This window comes from Pseudomonas azerbaijanorientalis (assembly GCF_019139795.1).
Classification (GTDB): Bacteria; Pseudomonadota; Gammaproteobacteria; order Pseudomonadales; family Pseudomonadaceae; genus Aquipseudomonas; species Aquipseudomonas laurylsulfatiphila.
Genome location: NZ_CP077078.1, coordinates 4,927,827 through 4,943,884 on the forward strand (window position 1 = coordinate 4,927,827; position 16,058 = coordinate 4,943,884).

A 16,058-nucleotide genomic window follows, 5' to 3' on the forward strand; every position below is an offset into this window, starting at 1 on the left:
GGCGCTGACCGGCTATCAACAAAGCTTCATTCATCTTGAGTGCCTGTCATGACCTCCCAGACCAATCGCCAATTCCTGCTCGCCAAACGTCCGGTTGGCGCGGCGACCCGTGAGACATTCACCTACCAGGAAGTACCGGTCGGTGAGCCGGCAGAGGGCCAGATCCTGGTCGAAAACCAATACCTGTCCCTGGATCCGGCCATGCGCGGCTGGATGAACGAGGGCAAGTCCTACATCCCGCCGGTCGGACTCGGCGAGGTCATGCGCGCCTTGGGGGTGGGTAAAGTCATCGCGTCGAACAATCCGGGCTTCGCGGTCGGGGACTACGTTAACGGCGCCCTCGGGGTTCAGGATTTTTTCCTCGGCGAGCCGCGAGGTTTCTACAAGGTCGATCCGAAACTGGCACCGCTGCCACGTTACCTGTCAGCACTGGGCATGACCGGGATGACGGCCTACTTCGCCCTGCTCGACGTAGGCGCGCCGAAGGCCGGTGACACCGTAGTGCTGTCGGGGGCGGCCGGCGCCGTGGGCAGCATTGCCGGGCAGATTGCCAAGATCAAGGGCTGCCGGGTGGTTGGCATCGCCGGCGGCGCGGACAAGTGCAAGTTCCTGATCGATGAACTGGGTTTCGACGGTGCTATCGACTACAAGAGCGAAGACGTCCTCGCCGGCCTCAAGCGCGAGTGCCCGAAAGGTGTCGACGTGTATTTCGATAATGTGGGGGGCGACATTCTCGACGCGGTGTTGAGCCGCCTGAACATGAAGGCGCGGGTGGTGATCTGCGGTGCCATCAGCCAGTACAACAACAAGGAAGCGGTCAAGGGGCCGGCCAATTATCTGTCGCTGCTGGTCAATCGCGCGCGCATGGAAGGTTTTGTGGTGATGGACTACGCCGCCCAATACGCCAGCGCCGCCCAGGAAATGGCCGGCTGGATGGCCAAGGGGCAACTCAAGAGCAAGGAAGACATCGTCGAAGGACTGGAGACTTTCCCGGAGACGCTGATGAAATTGTTCAACGGCGAGAATTTCGGGAAGCTGGTGCTGAAGGTTTAAAAGCGATAGATCAAAAGATCGCAGGCTGCGCCAGCTCCTACAGGAAAACGCGATCCCATGTAGGAGCTGCCGAAGGCTGCGATCTTTTAAGCGAGTTCGGCCACTACGTCGGCCAACGCCTTCGCCGGATCAGCCGCCTGGCTGATTGGACGGCCGATCACCAGATAGTCGGAACCGGCATCCAGTGCCTGACGTGGCGTCAGGATGCGACGCTGATCGTCCTGGGCACTGCCCGCCGGACGAATCCCCGGGGTCACCAGTTGCAGCGACGGATGTGCCGATTTCAGCGCCTGGGCTTCCAGGGCCGAGCACACCAGGCCGTCCATCCCGGCTTTTTCCGCCAGGGCGGCCAGGCGCAGAACCTGCTCTTGCGGCTCGATGTCCAGACCGATACCTGCCAGATCTTCACGCTCCATACTGGTCAACACGGTCACGCCGATCAGCAGTGGTTTGGGACCTCTGCGCTGGTCCAGCACTTCACGGCACGCGGCCATCATGCGCAGGCCGCCGGAGCAATGCACGTTGACCATCCACACGCCCATTTCCGCAGCGGCCTTGACGGCCATCGCGGTGGTGTTCGGGATGTCGTGGAACTTGAGGTCCAGGAACACTTCGAAACCCTTGTCGCGCAGGGTGCCGACGATTTCCGAAGCGCAGCTGGTGAAGAGTTCCTTACCGACTTTGACCCGGCACAGCTTCGGGTCCAACTGATCGGCCAGCTTCAGTGCGGCGTCACGGGTAGGGAAATCCAGGGCGACGATGATAGGAGTCTGGCAGGCGGACATGAGTGGGCTCTCAGGCAAGTCGAAATCGGCGCGCATTGTAGCGGAACCAGCGCCGCTGCGGGACCCGATGATCGGTAAATCGTCGAAATGGCTCAGGCAAGACTAGCCCCCGAGGCCATAGGGCGGGCAGTTGACACTGGAAGAACCCCCGTGACTGCAGTTATCCGTCTACCACGTATTTGTAAGCCACACCTACCCTTTGTGGGAGCGAGCCTGCTCGCGATGAGGCCCTGTACCGCAACAAAAAGCCCACTGCCCCTCAGCGGCTCAGTGGGCTACGGATCCTGGACCTTCAGGGCAGGCGATCCTCAACCCGTGCCTGAGTCTTGCTCCAGTCGATCAACAGGCTATAGGCCACCGCCAGCAATGTCGGGCCGATGAACAGGCCGATAAAGCCAAAGGCAATCAACCCGCCAAACACCCCAAGCAGCACAATGACCAGCGGCAGGTTACCGCCACGGCTGATCAGGTACGGCTTGAGCACGTTGTCGACACCGCTGATGACGAATGTGCCCCAGATGCCGAGAAATATGGCCATCCCGTACTCGCCTTTCCAGGCCAGCCACGCGGTCGCCGGAATCCACACCAGCGGCGGCCCCATCGGGATCAGGCTGAGCATGAAGGTGACAATGCCGAGTACCAGCGCACCCGGTACTCCAGCAATCAGGAACCCGATCAGCGCCAGGATCGCTTGGGCCGCCGCTGTGCCAATCACACCGTTCACCACCCGCTGCACCGTGCCTGCCACCAGTTCAATGTAGTAGCCGGCCGGTTGACCGATCAGCCGTTCCAGCAATGTGTGCACAAACGCCGCCAGACGCGGTCCGTCACGATAGAAAAAGAACACGAAGACCATGCTCAGGGTCAGTTCGAGAATACCGCCGCCGATCTGCGCGCTGCGCGCCAGCAACCAGTTACCCACCTGTCCCAGATAAGGCTTGAGCGCCACCATCATCGCCGCGCCCTGCTCATCGATGCTGTTCCAGATCCCGACCAACCGCTCGCCCACCAAGGGAATCGAACCCAGCCAGACCGGTGCTTCGGGCAACCCCTCGACCTGCGCATCCTTGATGAATGCGGTGGCATCACGCACATGATCGGCGAGGTTGAAACCCAGCCACACCAGCGGTGCCGCGACCAGCAACATCCAGCCCAGTGTCAGCAATGCCGCCGCCAGAGATTCGCGGCCATTGAGCCAACGGGTCAGCAAGCGCATCAGCGGCCAACTGGCAAATGCCAGGACTGCGGCCCAGAACATCGCCGACCAGAACGGTGCCATCACCCAGAAGCTCGCGCCGAACAGCACCACGAGCAGGATCTGCACCAACAGGCGATCGTTATTGATCATCGAAAATCCCGAAAATATCAGTCAGCAAAAGAGTAGACGAACGCAGCGTGCACGCTCGCCCGGTACAGCCTACCGCAATAGCTCGATGTGCAGGCCAGAGCCCTCGGCACTGCCGGCTTCCATCCGCGCGGCACGCACGCCCTGGGCAATCAGGGCCTGACGCCAGGCTTCGGCGTTCGCTCCGGAAATGCTGACCCGCAAGGTGGTGTCCAGATTCAGTCCGCGGGAAATCAGGCGTAGCCAGGTCTCGTCAGGTGCGCCGCTCAACGTGGAAAAATCCAGTTCGCCGGTGCTCTTGAGTTCACGCAGCAAAGTCGCGGAGGTCGGCAGCAACTCACCCAGCGGTGCCGTAGCGTCGAACTGCTCGACATGCAGGTAGGCCTTGCGATTACCGCGGGTGATGCTGTACAGCGCGACGAGCGTGTTATCCCGTGGCGCGGCAAGTCGCAGCAGCAAATAGGCTTGTTGATCGTCGGCACCGTACAGCTTGGCGTTGCCAAAGACTTCATTGGCCCAGAGGCTGCTTTCGCCGCAATCGCGCGCCTGGCACCAAAAGAGCAACCCGGCGTCCTGCTGTTGCAATGCCTCACGGGCAGCGGTGAACGCCTCGATGGATGAGTGCTCCGCTGGCAACTCGTAGGTCACCGAAGAGACGTTGCCGCGAGAACTGACCTGACCGTCGAAACGTAACTGGCCACTGATCTTGCGGATCGAGCCCAAGGGGTAGATCCGCTCCAGTTCGGCGGCAGGGCGATAGTCGACGATCTGGGCGTCGACCATGCGCGGCACTATCGGCAGGTCCTGACTGCCCGGAACATCGGCGGCGAATAACAAGGGACTGAAACTGCACAGCACCAGCAAACTGAATGAACGCATGGATAGACTCATCGGATCAGCATGGCCTGGGCGCCCTTGATGACACTGGCTTCATCGGCGCGTTGCGGTACCTGCAGACCACGCTGTACTGCCGGCCGGGCCTCCAGGGTTGCCATCCAGCGTTGCAACGCCGTCAAGCCCTCCACCGAGACGCCCGACCACTCGTAGCCGCGCACCCAGGGAAAGGTAGCGATGTCGGCAATGCTGTACTCGCCGGCCAGGAACTCCACGCTTTGCAAACGCGTGTCGAGCACTTCGTAGAGGCGACGGGTTTCATGCTGATAGCGGTCGATGGCGCCCTGGAGTTTTTCCGGAAAGTAGCGGAAGAACACATTCGCCTGGCCCTGCATCGGGCCGATCCCCCCCATCTGGAACATCAGCCACTGCAACACCAGCGAACGTCCCTTCGGGTCGCTCGGCATCAGTTTGCCGGTCTGTTCTGCGAGGTAAATCAGGATGGCGCCGGACTCGAACACAGCGAAATCGCCGTTGGCGCGGTCGACAATCGCCGGAATCCGGCCATTGGGGTTGATCTTGAGGAAGTCCGCGGACTTCTGCTCCTTCTTGTCGAAACTCAAGGCATGCACCCTGTAGGGCAGGCCGAGTTCCTCGAGCACGATAGAGACCTTGTGGCCATTCGGGGTCGCAGCGGTGTAGAGATCTATCATGGTTGTCTCCCTTTTCAACCCGCCAAGCCTCGACAGTTGCCCGACGCAAGTCAAGGAATGGCGAAGAACCGATTGAAACAGTCTGCGACAAGATCGGCACCGGACTCGTCATTCAGGTGCAAATGGTGGCCGCCTGGCAGTTGTTCCCGGCTAAAGGGTAGACGCTCCAGCAACTCGGGGTGTTTGGCGAGCATGCCGTCGGCAGCGACCACCAGCGTTGCAGGACATTTGACCCGCTGGACGAAGGCCATGGCCTGCTCCGTGGTCAGGCGCAGTGGCGATGGCAGCGTGAGGCGATTGTCGGTGCGCCAGGTATAACCACCCGATACCGGCATCAGGCCACGCTGCGCCAGCAGCTCCGCGGCCTCGCGGCTGACCGCCACCAGGCCCTTCATGCGCGCTTCAATGGCACGGTCGAGGGTGTCGTAGACCGGTTTGCGTTTCTCCCGCAGATCCAGTTGCGCCTGCAAGGCCATGCCCATGCGCTCGGCAGCGTTTTCACCTTTGTCTGTAGGAGGAATGATGCCGTCGATCAACGCCAGGTGGGTGACCCGCTCGGGCATCGACCCGGCGATGATCAGCGAAGCGATGGCGCCCATAGAATGCCCCATCAGCGCAAACTTCTTCAGTCCAAGCTGTTCGGCGACTTGCAGCACATCGTGGGCATAGTCCCACATGGCGTAACCGGCTCCCGGCGGGCGATGCCCGGAATGACCGTGACCGGCCATGTCCAGCGCGATGATGCGCAGGCCTTTGAGCTTGGGGGCCAGACGGGCAAAGCTGTTGGCGTTGTCCAGCCAGCCATGCAGGGCAATGACCGGCAAACCGTCTTCAGGACCGAACAGGTGTGCCGCCAACTCGATGTGCGGCAGGCTCAGGCGAACTTCTTCGACGGCGTGGCTCATGCGCAATCCTGTTGTCGACGGCCGTCCCAGCGATGGAACAGGCCTTTGAGCATTTGCGCGGTATCAAGGGGACGCTCGAGCGGAAACATGTGGCCGCCGGGCATGGTCAACGACTCACCCAACGGCAGGCGGTCGACCGAACTGGCGTGATGGCGCATCACCACGCGGCTGTTGTGCCCGCGAACCACCGCCAGTGGCACTTGCAACTTGCGGGTGCTGCCCGGGCTGGTGTGCGGCACGCCGCGATAGATGCTGATTTCCGTGGCCGGGTCGAACCGCAGGCGCAGCTTGTCGCCGACCTGGTGCAAGCCATGTTGCAGGTAGGCATCGAAGCATTCGGGGTCGAAACTGCGAAACAGGGTTTTACCGGCAAAGTATTTCCGGGCGCTTTCCAGGTCGGCGAACTCTTCACGGCGACCCAGGGTACGGCCGGCCGGCGTCAGACGGTCGATGAAACCGAAGCGTTTGGCCGCACGTATGACCCATTGATCGGCTCGTGTCAGCACTGGCGAGTCGAGCATCACCACCCCGCGATACAGCTCAGGGCAGCGCAAGGCCGCATGCAGGTGCAACACCCCGCCGAAGGAGTGACCGACGCCCCACACGGGTTCAGCCTGTTGTTGCAGGTGATGGATCAGCTCGTCCACCAGGTTGTACCAGTTGTCGTCCGCCGGGTAACGCGGGTCGTGGGCGTGCTGCTCCAGATGCGTCACCTGAAACTCCGGTGCCAGCGCCGCAAACAACTTGCCGTAGGTCCCCGAAGGAAAACCATTGGCGTGGGCGAAAAAGATCTGTTGCGACATACCTGCAAATCCATGAGCGAAAACAGACGTTGATTGTCCGTAAGACCGTGTCCTACAGCAATGACCATAACTACCAGGAATGGTGGCAGGAGCTGCCGCAGGCCGCGATCTTTTGATTTCAAACCGTCAACGTAACGGCGGATTCTCACCCAGCGGCACCACCGCCATGGTCAACCGCGACACACAACTGGCCTTGCCCTCATCGCTGGTCAGCCGAATGTCCCAGACATGGGTCGTGCGGCCGATGTGGATCGGCTTGGCCACCGCCGTCACCCGACCACTGCGCAGGCCGCGCAAATGGTTGGCGTTGATTTCCAGGCCCACGCAATAGAACTTGCTGGCATCGATGCACAGGTAGCTGGCCATCGAGCCGACCGATTCGGCCAGCACCACCGAGGCGCCGCCATGCAGCAAGCCGTAAGGCTGATGGGTGCGGTGATCGACGACCATGCTGGCGGTCAGGGACTCATCGTCAAAAGCTTCGAAACGGATGTCCAGCAGTTCGCCGATGGTGTTTTTCTGGATTGCGTTCAACTGCTCGATGTTAGGAGTGGTGCGCCACAGGCTCATCGCAGGGTTTCCTTGTTGGTTTTGTTCGTGAATCAATCCTGCCACAGCACCGCTTCGCTGCGCTCGCTCCATTCTACAAAACGCTCACCGTACGCCGCCTCGATCACATTGCGCTTGATCTTCAGCGTCGGGGTGAGAAAGCCGTTTTCCACCGCCCAACTGTCCTTGACCACCACCAGGCGCCGCAGTTGTTCATGCTTGTCGAGCGCGCCGTTGACCTCCTCCAGCAGTTTTTCCAGGCTCGAATGCAGGCCGGCGCGTGCGGCCCCGCCTGCATCCTGTTGGCCGACCGCCGACAGCACGCACAAACCCAGCGGTGCACTCAAGCCATCGCCCACCACGCACACCTGTTCGATACGCGAATGCACGGCCAGGCGATTTTCAATCGGTGCCGGCGCCACGTATTTGCCTTTGCTGGTCTTGAAGATTTCCTTCAGGCGCCCGGTCAGGCGCAGATTGCCTTCGGCGTCTTCCTCGCCCTTGTCGCCGGTGCGCAGGAAGCCATCCTCGGTAATGGTGTCAGCGGTTTTTTCCGGTTCCTTGAAATAGCCGAGCATGGTCGCGCCACTGCGCACCATGACCTCCCCCGTCTCGGCGATCCGCACTTCAACTTCAGGGCACGGCTTGCCGATCCAGCCCGGTTTGTTCTGACCCGGCATGCCGATGTGGGAGTAACCGCAACTCTCGGTCATGCCGTAGACCTCCAGCACGTCCAGTCCCAGTTTGCGGTACCACTGCAACAAGGTCTGCGGCACCGGAGCCGCACCGGACAATGCGATGCGCAACGCATCCAGCCCCAGGCCGGCGAGGACTTTATGCCCGACCCGTTTGCCGATGATCGGCAGGCCAAGCAGGAAGTCGAGACGTTTTGCCGGGATCTTGCTGTACACGCCCATCTGGAATTTGGTCCAGATGCGCGGCACGCCAAACAGTGCGGTCGGGCGTGCACGCTGCAGGTCGGTGAGGAAGGTATCGAGGCTCTCGGCGAAAAATACCGTTTGGCCGGTATAAATCGACGCCAGTTCGACGAACATCCGTTCGGCAACATGGCACAGCGGCAGGTAGGACAACAACCGGTCCGACTCGTTGAGGCCAAACAACGCAGTGCCGCGTGTGGTGGCGAACCCCAGAGTGCCGAAGCTGTGCATCACGCCTTTGGGCATGCCCGTGGTGCCGGAGGTGTAAATGATGGTCGCCAGTTGATCGGCGGCAGGTTTCGGATCGTCCTGGATCGGCGAGCTGCCTTGCAGGTCGGCCCAACTGAAATCGAACGTACCTGGCGGATGCAGGGGCAGGCTGATGGTCGGCAGGTCGGGGCTGACGCCACGGGACATGCCTGGCCAATCATCGAGCTTGCCGATGAACGCCAGCGCCGCCTCCGAGTGTTCGAGCACCTGGGCAACCGACTCGGCGGTGAGGTTGGGGTACAACGGCACCGAAACATGCCCGGCCATCCAGATCGCCAGGTCGGCAATGATCCAGTGCGCACAGTTCTTCGAGATCAGGGCGATATGGCTGCCCTGTGGCAACTCCCGCGCTCGCAACCAATGGGCCGCGCAACGGGCCTGATGACCGACGTCCGCCCAGGTCAAGGTCTCGACCTGGCCGCCTCCGACAGGCTGAACCAGGAAGCGCTGGCGGGGATGACGGGCCTCACGCTCGTAGAAAACGTCCAGCGGCAAACGAAAAGCAGCAGACATGACTCGCTCCTGTGTTTTTGTTCTGGAGCAAGCGTAGTCAACCAAGCAAGTGCTTGGTTGACTATTTCATACAAAACTTTTCGGGTTATGACGTACCTGTGGGAGCGTGGCTTGCCCGCGATGCAGGCTCCGCGGTTTATCAGGCATAACCGAGTCGATGCCTTCGCGGGCAAGCCACGCTCCCACAGAAAAGCGGAGCTAAGGGTGCTTGATGCTGTTGAGCCTCATCGACCCGACCAGCAACTCATTGCTCTCCAGCTCGGCCAAGCCGGCGGTGCTGACCTTTTCCGATGGATATCCGGCGCCGTGTTGCAGGTAGCTCAGCAAGTTGCCCACCAGCGGGTTGTGACTGACCAACAGGACATCGCTCACCGCCACCATTTGCTCGGCGACTTTGTCCGGCTCTGTGTCCGGTGTCAGCCACTCGACAGTGCGGATTTCCGGCTCGAACCCCAGTGTTTCGCGCACCAGTTGCGCCGTCTGCTGCGCTCGCAGGTAGGGACTTGCGTAAATCGCCGTCAGCGGTTTCCCGATCAGTAGCGCGGCGCTGCGCAGCACTTCCTTACGACCGTTATCCGTCAGTTCCCGCTCCGAATCGTGGGGGCGGGAGCCATGCGGTACAGCTTCACCATGACGCAATACCCAGAGTTTCATAGCTTGGGTTCCTCATCTCGAGCCGGATGCGGTGCCGGTGCCACGACATGCGGCGCCTCACCTTCCGGTGTACGCGGCGTCGGCCAGTCGGCGAACGGCCAAGGCTTCTGGTCGCTGTGAAAGCTGCCGAAACGACCGATCTGCGCCAGAAACTGGCTCAGGCTGTCGCCGAAGTTCATCAGGCTGGCGCTTGGGGCGCCATAGAACAAACGATAGATCAACTGCACCAGCACGACGGCGCCGAGGATGAACTGCGCGACTTGCCACACCAGCACGAAGACGATCATCCACAACACGCGTAACAGGATGGATTCATACTTGGCTTCTACTTTTGGATCGTTCATGCGCAACTCCCTGCTTTTCTGGCAAGCGTGATTAATTGAAACCACTGGTGGAAATAAAGTCGACGTCGGTTTTCGGCTCACCACGCATTAACAGACCGATGACCTGCTCCAGCGTGCGGCCTTCGAACAGGATCGCGTGCAGCCCGGCGACCAGCGGCATGTACACGCCAACCTCCTGGGACTTGGCCTTGAGTACTTTAAGGGTGTTGACCCCTTCGGCGACTTCGCCCAGGCGCGTGACAGCCTCGTCCAGGCTCAGGCCCTGGCCGAGGGCAAAGCCGACCTGATAGTTGCGGCTCTTTGGCGAAGAACAGGTCACGATCAAGTCGCCCACGCCGGCCAGGCCCAGGAAGGTCATCGGGTTGGCGCCCTGATTCACCGCGAAGCGGGTCATTTCCGCCAGTGCCCGGGTGATCAGCATGCTCTTGGTGTTTTCCCCCATGCCCAGCGCCACCGCCATGCCGGCGATGATTGCGTAGACGTTTTTCAACGCACCGCCCAGTTCCACGCCGAAACGGTCGGCGCTGGCATAAACACGAAAGGTGCGGCCGTGCAGCGCGGCCTGAACCTGCTGGCACAGTTCTTCGTCTTCACTGGCGACCACCGTGGCCGTCAGCGCATGTTCGGCGATTTCGCGGGCCAGGTTGGGGCCGGACAGAACGCCGATGCGTGCCTGCGGGGCGATCTCTTCAAGGATCTCGCTCATCAACTTGAACGTGTGGGCTTCGATGCCTTTGGTCAGGCTCACCAGCATTTTGCCGCTCAAGCGTTCGGCGTGCGGCACCAGCACCGAGCGCAGCGCGCTGGAGGGCAATGCGACGAAACACAGGTCGCAGGCATCCAGGGTGGCCTGCAAGTCGGTGACCGGGGTAACACCGGGCAGAATCTTGATGCCTTTGAGGTAACGCGGGTTTTCGCGATTGACCCGAATGGCCTCGGCCTGTTCGGGGTCACGCATCCACTGAAGGACCTGATGCCCGTTCTCGGCCAGCAGATTAGCCACGGCGGTTCCAAAACTTCCGCCTCCCAGGACCGCAATCGGGCGCTGTTCAGTCATATGCAATCCGTTAATCCATACCAGTGGCGATGTCGGCATTATACGGGGCAGCCCATCGGCGGCCAGCCCCGACATCAAATACCTGCACCCGTAGGAAGAAGACCAATAAAACCGAGGAAAATGCAGACATCGTGAATGGAAAAGTCATTCGGCTCGGTTAACATGCGCGCCATCAATCACTGACAGGGATGTGTTGTGTCTCCGGGTGCTCCTTCACCGCGTTCGCCTCTGGTACTGGCGCTGATTTTCAGCTCGCCGGTGCTGGCCGACGACCTGTTTCTGGACAGCGAACCGCTGCCGCAAGTGCTCACGGCCACGCGCCTGAAGCAGTCGCCCGCTGCCGTGCCGGGCAGCATGACGGTGATCGACAGCGCCCTGATCCACGCCACCGGTGCCCGCGACATCAGCGAACTACTGCGCCTGGTGCCGGGGATGATGGTCGGCAACATCAGCGGCAACCAGGCCGCGGTGAACTACCACGGCACCAATGCAACTGAAGCGCGACGCATGCAAGTACTGATCGACGGGCGCTCGGTGTATCGCGCCGGCCTTTCCACCGTCGACTGGAGCGACATTCCGGTGGCCATGGAAGACATCGAGCGCATCGAAGTCTTCCGCGGGCCCAATACCGTCAGCTACGGTGCCAACGCGCTGATGGCGGTGGTGAACATCATTACCCGGCGGCCGGCCGACAGTCACGGTACGCGCATGAAGGTCACCCGGGGCCAACGCGGCATCAACGACTTTTACGCCAGCCAGGGCCTGGGCTGGGAGGATGGTGACATGCGCCTGTCCCTGTCCGGCCAGCAAGACGACGGCTTCGACACCGACCGAACGGGCGCTGATTACCATGACAGTCGTCGCCTCGATCGCTTCAACCTCGCCGTCAGCCAGAGCCTCGACGAACGGCAAAGCCTCGATTGGCAATTGAATGCCAAGGACGGCACCAACCAGCGGCCCTATACCTACCGACCGGTGTTTCCGGGAATTACCCGCGCCGGCAACGACTCCGACGTCACCGCCAAGGACTACGCCGGGTCATTGCGCTGGAACCTGGACATCAATCCCGATCACAGCCTTTATATCCAGGGCTCGGCCCAACACTGGGATCGCCAGCAAACCTGGCGCGCCTGCGACGCAGAAATCTCGTTCAGCCCGCAACTGACCGAACTCTGGCAACTGAACCCGAACTACACCGAACGCCTGGCCCGCAACATCACACGCTTCACCGACCGTGGTGCCCCGGCTGGCACACCCGCCGAGCAGGCGCTGGCCAACCAGGTACTCGATCAATGGCGCAACGGTGCGAACCAGACCGTTTGCGGTGACATCGACCAGAGCACCCGGGAAACGCGCTACGACCTTGAACTCCAGGATACCCTGAGCCTTGCCGATAACCTGCGGCTGCTCAGCGGGATGAACTATCGTTACGACCGGGCGGATTCCGAGACTTATTTCAATGGCACACTCGATGACAGAACCTGGCGGGTGTTTGGCCAGATCGAGTGGAGTGCCAGCGAACACTGGCTGCTGCAAGGCGGTGCCATGTTCGAAGATGCCCGATTGATCGGCAGCTCACTGACACCCCGCGTGGCGGTCAACTACCTGATCAACCCGCGCCATGGCTTGCGTGCGGTGTACTCCGAGGCCATCCGTTCGCCGGACATGTTCGAGAACAACGTCAACTGGAGTTATCAGGTCACCAACCTCAGGCCCGGTGCCTTTGGCCAGTCCAGCGCCCGTTATTTCGTCAAGACCCGCGGCCCCGGCGACCTCGATCAAGAGCACATGCGCTCCCGGGAGCTGGGCTACAACGGCTACTTCCCTGAAGCGGGGCTGGCACTCGACGTGAAGCTGTTCCACGACGAAATCACCGGCATGATCAGTGAACCGCTGCGCAACAATCAGTACATCGCCAGCAACGCCAACAAGGAGCGTTTTTCGGGAGCCGAAACCCAGCTCGACTGGCGTGTCGGCAGCTTCGATCGGCTGCGACTGACCTTTGCCTACGTCGATGCCGACGCCAGCAATCCGCTGGATGCCAGACAGACTGCAAGCAACAGTGGTTCGGCCGGATGGCTGCGCGATTGGGGTCAGGGCTTGAACAGTGCGCTTTTCTATTATGGCGACGACGCCCTCAACGGCTACCGCTTCGAACGGGTCGATGCGCGCATCGCCAAACGTATCGCCTTGGGCAAGGCCAGCCTGGAGCTGGCCGGGGTGCTCCAGCAACGCCTGGACAATCAGCCGACCACCTTCAGCGATAACCATTATGACCAGCGCCATGTGATGTACTTCAGTGCTGAGCTGGAACTTTAAGATGCCGTGTCGCCCGGCCTGGAGAACACCGACCTTGGGCCGGTTACTGGCGATGCTTTGCCTGTTGTTCACCGGCATGCTGGGCAGCCTGGCGGGCAACGCGGCCGAGATTTTGCTCACGGGGACCGAAGACAGCCCCGGTGTGCGGGCGTTTACCCAGGCCCTGAGCGAGTTGCGACCGAACGACAACGTGCGATTCCAGGCGCTGGCCAGTTTGCCGGTACCGGAACAACTGCCGGAAAATATCCGCTTGATTCTCCTCGACCTGCCCAGCCTCGACTGGCGCCTGCAGAACATCCAGGGCCCGGCGACACTGGTGCTGCGTATCAGCCGCCTGCAGGCCCGGCAACGTTTGAACAACTCGCTGCCGGCGCGCCTTTGCCTGCTGTGGAGCGATCCACCGCCGGACCGCCAATTACGCCTGACCCGCACCCTGTTGCCCCAAGCCAAACGCATCGGCGTGCTCTACGACAACCACAGTGAATTCCTGCTGGATGAGCTGCGTCAGGCCGCCCTCCCCCTGGGCCTTGAGGTGATCACCCAACGCTGGAACAACATTCACGACAGCCGCCCGTTACAGACCTTGCTCAAGAACAGCGACGTGTTGCTGGGACTGGACGACGCCGACCTGTACAACCCGCAAACCGCAAAGAACCTGCTGCTGAGCAGCTACTCGCGGCAAATGGCACTGATCGGCCCCAACGCGAGCTTCGTCAAGGCCGGGAGCCTGGCCAGCACCTACAGCGATCAGAGTGACTGGCTGGCGGTCCTCGACGAATTGCTCGACCGGCCACCGGCCACCTGGCCACGCTCGCACTATCCCCATCGATTCAAGGTCGCGAGCAATCCCCAGGTGGCGCGCTCCCTGGGTATCGAAGAGATAAACGAAGCGTCTGTCGCCACATTGCTGGCTGAAGGAGAACGCCGTCCATGAACCTGCGCCGTCGCTGGGACATCAACACCCGCACCCAACTCATCAGCCTCGGCCCTGCCCTGCTGCTGACCTTGTTGCTGATCAGCTTCTTCACCTTCGTGCGCATCCAGGATCTGCGTCAGGAAATCTCCCACACCGGACAGCTGATCGCCAACCAACTGGCCCCCGCCACCGAGTACGGGGTGATTTCGGGCAACAGCGAAGTGCTTGAAAGCTTGCTCAAGGCGACGCTGGCCACGCCCAATGTGAGCTTTCTGGAAATCCAGGACAGCGCCAACCGGGTTCTGGTGTATGTCGAACAACCGAACGAACACCACAATCGCGCGCAACAGCTCGAAGTGTTCCAGGCCCCCATACGGCTTCAGCGAATCGCTTTGCACAATGACTTTTTCCAGAGCAGCAAAACCGCCACTGCCGCCCCCACCGAGGACTACCTCGGCCGGGTGATCGTCGGGCTGTCCAACGATGCCTTCAGCCGGCGCCAGCAGGAAATCGTGCTCAAGGCTGCCATTCTGGCGCTGTTTGCCCTGCTGTTTACCTTCCTCGTGGCCCGACGCCTGGCGAGTAGCCTGTCGCAACCGATCCGTGATATCGGCAATGCCGTCAAGGCGATCCAGGCCGGCGATTACAAAAAACCGCTGCCGATTGTCGATGACACCGAGCTGGGGGCGCTCTCGCAACACATCAACAACCTCGCCAGCGGTCTCGAGCAGGCCAGCCGCGAACAGCATCAGGCCATGGCGCAGTTGATCCAGACCCGCGAAGAGGCGGAAAAGGCCAACAACGCCAAATCCGACTTCCTCGCCATGATGAGCCATGAACTGCGCACGCCGATGAATGGCGTTCTGGGCATGCTGCAGTTGCTGGAAACCACCGACATGACCGAAGAGCAGGTGGAGTACGCGGCGCTGGCCTCGGAGTCCACCGAGCACTTGCTCAAGGTCATCAACGACATCCTGGATTTCTCGCGGATCGAACGTTCGGAGCTGGAACTGGAGCACATCCCCTTCAACCTCGCCGACCTGATAGGCAGTTGCGCCCAGTCGTTCCAGCACAGCGCCGCGCAACGCGGTCTCGACCTGCAACTGATGATCCCCGACGACATGCGCGGCTTGCAGGTCAAGGGCGACCCGACGCGTATCCGGCAAATACTGGTCAACCTGGTCGGCAACGCGCTGAAGTTCACCGAGCGGGGCCGAGTCACCCTGGAGGCGCAATGGCAGTCGCTGGATCACGAACTGCTGTGGTTCACCTGCACCGTGCGCGACAGCGGCATTGGCATCCCGGCCGAAAGCCTGGAATTGATGTTCAACGCTTTCCAGCAGGCCGACAGCTCCATTTCAAGGCGCTACGGCGGCACCGGACTGGGCCTGCCGATTGCCCGCACCCTCGCCGAGCGCATGGGCGGCACCTTGCGCGCGCAGAGCGAGGAAGGCCGCGGTTCGGTGTTCACCCTGGAAATTCCCCTGGCCCTGCACCAGCAGACGCAGCCACTGTTGCTCCCCCGCGCGCAAACCGGCAACAGCGACGGCGAAGGGCGCAATGTGCTGCTGGTCGAAGACAACCCGGTCAACCAGACGGTCATCGAAGCCATGTTGCGCAGCCTGGGCTTCAAGGTCAGTGTCGCCGCCGACGGCGCGCAGGCGGTACGCAGTGCCGAGAGCCTGATTTTCGAAGCGATCCTGATGGACTGCCGCTTGCCGATCATCGATGGCTATGAAGCCACCCGGCAAATTCGCCAGTTACCCGGATGCACCGACCTGCCGATCATCGCCCTGACCGCCAACGCCTTGCAGGGCGATCGCGAGGCCTGTCTGTCGGCAGGGATGAACGATTACCTGGCCAAGCCATTCAAACGGGCTGATCTGCAGCAAATTCTGCAACGGTGGGTGCAGTAGTACCGGCCTTTCGACCATCTGCGACTGGCGTGAAAGGCGAAAGTGCGGCAGTCTTAGGCACCTCGACAGGCCCGAAAAGGGGCTTGAATAATAATTTCAGTGCACAAGTGTACATTCATGTCCTTGGTGCTGTGACTTTCACCA

Annotated in this window: 15 protein-coding genes; 4 read left to right on the forward strand and 11 right to left on the reverse strand. The window is 61.3% G+C overall.

Annotated features, from left to right (window positions below; translation table 11 throughout):
- Window positions 1-48 precede the first annotated feature (48 nt).
- A complete protein-coding gene (locus KSS91_RS22000; RefSeq protein ID WP_217836114.1) occupies window positions 49-1,053 on the forward strand; it encodes an NADP-dependent oxidoreductase in 1,005 nt (334 codons plus the stop codon).
- A gap of 86 nt (window positions 1,054-1,139) precedes the next feature.
- Here the strand turns inward: KSS91_RS22000 and pyrF are convergent, their stop codons facing one another.
- The 11 genes from pyrF to KSS91_RS22055 all read right to left on the reverse strand — a co-directional run bounded on the left by pyrF (window position 1,140) and on the right by KSS91_RS22055 (window position 10,763).
- A complete protein-coding gene (gene pyrF, locus KSS91_RS22005; protein ID WP_217836115.1) occupies window positions 1,140-1,838 on the reverse strand; it encodes an orotidine-5'-phosphate decarboxylase in 699 nt (232 codons plus the stop codon).
- A gap of 292 nt (window positions 1,839-2,130) precedes the next feature.
- On the reverse strand, window positions 2,131-3,186 hold the full coding sequence (locus KSS91_RS22010; RefSeq protein ID WP_126047040.1) for an AI-2E family transporter: 1,056 nt from the start codon (window positions 3,184-3,186) through the stop codon (window positions 2,131-2,133).
- A gap of 69 nt (window positions 3,187-3,255) precedes the next feature.
- On the reverse strand, window positions 3,256-4,062 hold the full coding sequence (locus tag KSS91_RS22015) for a DUF4892 domain-containing protein (protein ID WP_217836116.1): 807 nt from the start codon (window positions 4,060-4,062) through the stop codon (window positions 3,256-3,258).
- Window positions 4,063-4,070: 8 nt separating this feature from the next.
- Window positions 4,071-4,730, reverse strand: coding sequence for a glutathione S-transferase family protein (locus KSS91_RS22020; RefSeq protein WP_217836117.1), 660 nt, complete (start codon window positions 4,728-4,730; stop codon window positions 4,071-4,073).
- A 50-nt stretch (window positions 4,731-4,780) separates the two neighbouring features.
- Window positions 4,781-5,635, reverse strand: a complete 855-nt coding sequence (locus KSS91_RS22025; protein WP_217836118.1) for an alpha/beta hydrolase — start codon at window positions 5,633-5,635, stop codon at window positions 4,781-4,783.
- Window positions 5,632-6,438, reverse strand: a complete 807-nt coding sequence (locus tag KSS91_RS22030; RefSeq protein ID WP_217836119.1) for an alpha/beta fold hydrolase — start codon at window positions 6,436-6,438, stop codon at window positions 5,632-5,634. Before KSS91_RS22030 ends, KSS91_RS22025 begins: the two co-directional genes overlap by 4 nt.
- A gap of 126 nt (window positions 6,439-6,564) precedes the next feature.
- The gene (locus KSS91_RS22035; RefSeq protein WP_015096431.1) at window positions 6,565-7,008 is read right to left on the reverse strand and encodes a hotdog fold thioesterase; all 444 of its coding nucleotides are present in this window, start codon (window positions 7,006-7,008) and stop codon (window positions 6,565-6,567) included.
- A gap of 32 nt (window positions 7,009-7,040) precedes the next feature.
- Window positions 7,041-8,708, reverse strand: coding sequence for an AMP-binding protein (locus KSS91_RS22040; RefSeq protein ID WP_217836120.1), 1,668 nt, complete (start codon window positions 8,706-8,708; stop codon window positions 7,041-7,043).
- A gap of 198 nt (window positions 8,709-8,906) precedes the next feature.
- A complete protein-coding gene (gene sixA, locus KSS91_RS22045) occupies window positions 8,907-9,362 on the reverse strand; it encodes a phosphohistidine phosphatase SixA (RefSeq protein WP_217836121.1) in 456 nt (151 codons plus the stop codon).
- Window positions 9,359-9,706 carry a DUF4389 domain-containing protein gene (locus KSS91_RS22050; protein ID WP_007974561.1) on the reverse strand — a complete coding sequence of 116 codons (348 nt, stop codon included), beginning with the start codon at window positions 9,704-9,706 and terminating at the stop codon, window positions 9,359-9,361. The genes sixA and KSS91_RS22050 overlap by 4 nt, the downstream gene beginning before the upstream one ends.
- A 31-nt stretch (window positions 9,707-9,737) precedes the next feature.
- The gene (locus KSS91_RS22055; RefSeq protein WP_033047849.1) at window positions 9,738-10,763 is read right to left on the reverse strand and encodes an NAD(P)H-dependent glycerol-3-phosphate dehydrogenase; all 1,026 of its coding nucleotides are present in this window, start codon (window positions 10,761-10,763) and stop codon (window positions 9,738-9,740) included.
- A 195-nt stretch (window positions 10,764-10,958) separates the two neighbouring features.
- Here KSS91_RS22055 and KSS91_RS22060 point away from each other — a divergent pair, with 195 nt between their 5' ends.
- From KSS91_RS22060 to KSS91_RS22070, 3 genes are read left to right on the forward strand one after another with little or no spacing between them, the layout of a single operon-like run.
- Window positions 10,959-13,082 (forward strand): TonB-dependent receptor plug domain-containing protein, encoded by a 2,124-nt coding sequence (locus KSS91_RS22060; protein ID WP_217836122.1) that lies wholly within the window; start codon window positions 10,959-10,961, stop codon window positions 13,080-13,082.
- Window position 13,083: 1 nt separating this feature from the next.
- Window positions 13,084-14,016 carry an ABC transporter substrate-binding protein gene (locus KSS91_RS22065; protein WP_217836123.1) on the forward strand — a complete coding sequence of 311 codons (933 nt, stop codon included), beginning with the start codon at window positions 13,084-13,086 and terminating at the stop codon, window positions 14,014-14,016.
- Complete coding sequence (locus KSS91_RS22070; protein ID WP_217836124.1) at window positions 14,013-15,914, forward strand: ATP-binding protein; 1,902 nt, start codon at window positions 14,013-14,015, stop codon at window positions 15,912-15,914. Before KSS91_RS22065 ends, KSS91_RS22070 begins: the two co-directional genes overlap by 4 nt.
- Window positions 15,915-16,058: the final 144 nt, after the last annotated feature.

Coding starts and splice junctions, on each gene's coding strand:
- KSS91_RS22010 (WP_126047040.1), bottom strand. CDS start 3,186: ATGATCAATAACGATCGCCTGTTGGTGCAGATCCTGCTCGTGGTGCTG.
- KSS91_RS22020 (WP_217836117.1), bottom strand. CDS start 4,730: ATGATAGATCTCTACACCGCTGCGACCCCGAATGGCCACAAGGTCTCT.
- KSS91_RS22050 (WP_007974561.1), bottom strand. CDS start 9,706: ATGAACGATCCAAAAGTAGAAGCCAAGTATGAATCCATCCTGTTACGC.
- sixA (WP_217836121.1), bottom strand. CDS start 9,362: ATGAAACTCTGGGTATTGCGTCATGGTGAAGCTGTACCGCATGGCTCC.
- KSS91_RS22035 (WP_015096431.1), bottom strand. CDS start 7,008: ATGAGCCTGTGGCGCACCACTCCTAACATCGAGCAGTTGAACGCAATC.
- KSS91_RS22000 (WP_217836114.1), top strand. CDS start 49: ATGACCTCCCAGACCAATCGCCAATTCCTGCTCGCCAAACGTCCGGTT.
- KSS91_RS22030 (WP_217836119.1), bottom strand. CDS start 6,438: ATGTCGCAACAGATCTTTTTCGCCCACGCCAATGGTTTTCCTTCGGGG.
- KSS91_RS22015 (WP_217836116.1), bottom strand. CDS start 4,062: ATGCGTTCATTCAGTTTGCTGGTGCTGTGCAGTTTCAGTCCCTTGTTA.
- KSS91_RS22055 (WP_033047849.1), bottom strand. CDS start 10,763: ATGACTGAACAGCGCCCGATTGCGGTCCTGGGAGGCGGAAGTTTTGGA.
- KSS91_RS22025 (WP_217836118.1), bottom strand. CDS start 5,635: ATGAGCCACGCCGTCGAAGAAGTTCGCCTGAGCCTGCCGCACATCGAG.
- KSS91_RS22040 (WP_217836120.1), bottom strand. CDS start 8,708: ATGTCTGCTGCTTTTCGTTTGCCGCTGGACGTTTTCTACGAGCGTGAG.
- KSS91_RS22070 (WP_217836124.1), top strand. CDS start 14,013: ATGAACCTGCGCCGTCGCTGGGACATCAACACCCGCACCCAACTCATC.
- pyrF (WP_217836115.1), bottom strand. CDS start 1,838: ATGTCCGCCTGCCAGACTCCTATCATCGTCGCCCTGGATTTCCCTACC.
- KSS91_RS22065 (WP_217836123.1), top strand. CDS start 13,084: ATGCCGTGTCGCCCGGCCTGGAGAACACCGACCTTGGGCCGGTTACTG.